Origin of the sequence: Streptomyces sp. NPDC127092 (assembly GCF_042722475.1) — a bacterium.
GTDB lineage: Bacteria > Actinomycetota > Actinomycetes > Streptomycetales > Streptomycetaceae > Streptomyces.
Window position 1 is genome coordinate 1 of the sequence record NZ_JBHXFE010000151.1, and the last position, 2,013, is coordinate 2,013.

At 73.7% G+C, this 2,013-nt stretch carries 3 protein-coding genes; 2 read left to right on the forward strand and 1 reads right to left on the reverse strand.

What is annotated here, in order from left to right:
* A partial coding sequence (locus ACFWJO_RS38195) for an App1 family protein (protein ID WP_386872760.1) occupies positions 1 to 750 on the forward strand: 750 nt, incomplete at its 5' end.
* Positions 747 to 1,193: a thioesterase family protein gene (locus tag ACFWJO_RS38200; protein WP_002853740.1), complete on the forward strand. Its 447-nt coding sequence runs from the start codon at positions 747 to 749 to the stop codon at positions 1,191 to 1,193. The genes ACFWJO_RS38195 and ACFWJO_RS38200, both read left to right, overlap by 4 nt.
* Before the next feature lie 140 nt (positions 1,194 to 1,333).
* Here ACFWJO_RS38200 and ACFWJO_RS38205 read toward each other — a convergent pair.
* Positions 1,334 to 2,013: hypothetical protein (locus tag ACFWJO_RS38205; protein WP_386872764.1), on the reverse strand; the 680-nt coding region annotated here is incomplete at its 5' end.

Consider the following 2,013-nt stretch of genomic DNA (forward strand, 5'->3'; position numbering starts at 1 on the left):
GACCTGTACATCTGCGAGCCGGGCGCGCGGATCGGCCTGGTCTCGGACATCGACGACACCGTGGTGGTCACCTCGCTGCCCCGCCCCCTGCTGGCGGCCTGGAACTCGTTCGTGATCGACGAGCACGCCCGCACGCCCACTCCGGGGATCGCCGTGCTGCTGCGCCGGATCGCCGAGCTCGAGCCGAAGGCCCCCGTGCTGTACCTGTCCACGGGGGCGTGGAACGTGGCGCAGACCCTCACCCGCTTCCTGGGCCGCAACCTCTACCCGCTCGGCGCTCTGCTGCTGACCAGCTGGGGGCCCACGAGGGACCGCTGGTTCCGTTCCGGTCAGGAGCACAAGAGGGTCCAGCTCGAGCGCCTCGCCGAGCAGTTCCCGGACATCCAGTGGATCCTGGTGGGCGACGACGGCCAGCACGACCCCGAGATCTACGCCGAGTTCGCGCAGCGCCACCCCGACCGGGTCAAGGCGATCGTCATCCGGCAGCTGACCCCCTCGCAGGCGCTGCTCGCGGGCGGCCGGGCGGAGGACACCCGCCATTCCACCCCGGGCATCCCGTGGTGCTACGGCCCGGACGGGGCCACGCTGTCCAATCAGCTCGAGGACCTGGGCATCCTGCCCGTCGAGTTCGTGGACGTGCAGCCCGAGGCCTGGCGCGAGGACATCCTCGGCGACGACGAGGCGCCGGCGACCCTCGACGCCGCGGCGCAGCGCGACGGCCGGTCCGCGGACGAGGAGGCCGCCCGATGACCGCCTCGCGCTCCGTCGAGGTCCGCATCCCGCTGCGCTGGGCGGACATGGACGCCTACGGCCACGTGAACAACATCGCCGTGGTGCAGCTGCTGGAGGAGGCCCGCGTGGCGGCCTTCGGCGTGCCCGCGAACACCGGCGCCGGTGGCGGGCAGGCCCCGCCGATCGACCTGCTCGAGGGGGTGGCCCCCGGTGTGCGGACGTTCATCTCCGAGCACACCGTGAAGTACCGGGCCCAGATGCCCTACCGCCCCGTGCCACTGCGCGTGGTGGTGAGCGTGGACGCCGTGAAGGCCGCCTCGGTGCACGTGGGCTACGCCCTGCACGACGGCGTCGACGACACCCTCTGCGCCACCGCGACGTCCGTCATGGTGTTCGTCGACGGGCAGACGGGCCGCCCCGTGCGCATCAGCCCCGAGCAGCGGGCGGCCCTGGCCGGCTGAGGTGGGCCGAGGTGGGCTGCTGACCGCCTGGCAGCCGCCCAGCGACATCACCGCCGTGCAGAGTGGCTGCGATGTCGCAGAGCGGAGGTCCGCCGCTCGGGCTCGCCGAGTCGAGACAGGGCCCGTGGGACGGCCGCGGATCAGACCGAGCGGGGGACGCCCGCGGCGGTGAGGATCCGCGCCAGCCGGTCCGGCCGCAGGAGGTCTCCCCACGTCCAATGCGCGCCCGCCCGGGTGACCAGCTGCAGGGCCACCTCCCGTTCCTTCTCCCGGCGGATGCTGGCGCGGCGGGCCGTGTCGTCACCGTCGAAGAACGACAGGTCGTACTTGCCCAGCCCGTCGAACTCCCCGTACACCCGCACCTGCTCCCACCAGAAGTCCGTGCGGGCCACCGCGCGTCCGTTCGCATCCCGGTGGCGATGCTGCAGCGCCGTGGGCGGGACGAAGCCGAGCTCGTGGATGCTGGCCCGGCTGTAGGACTCGCCGGCGGATTCCGCCCGCGCGTCCGCGAAGTGCCAGGCCCGCTCGAATCGGCGGAGTGCGGCCGCGGATTTGAGTCGGCTCTCCGCCTGCCTCGCCCAGCGTGCGGCCTCCTCGGGCCGGGCTCGGACGAGCGCGTCCAGCGGGGCCACGGCGTCGCGGAACGGGGTGGCCGCTCCGAGCACCAGCAGCACCGTGGGCAGCGGATCCGCCAGGACGGTTCCGAGGCTCTGCCCGTCCGACAGGACGGCCTCGACCGGCTGAGGCGCGGCGGGGGGCGCCCCCGGCAGGCCCCCACGGGGTCGGCGGCGGGGGGGGGAAGGAGGATCGTTATCTTGGG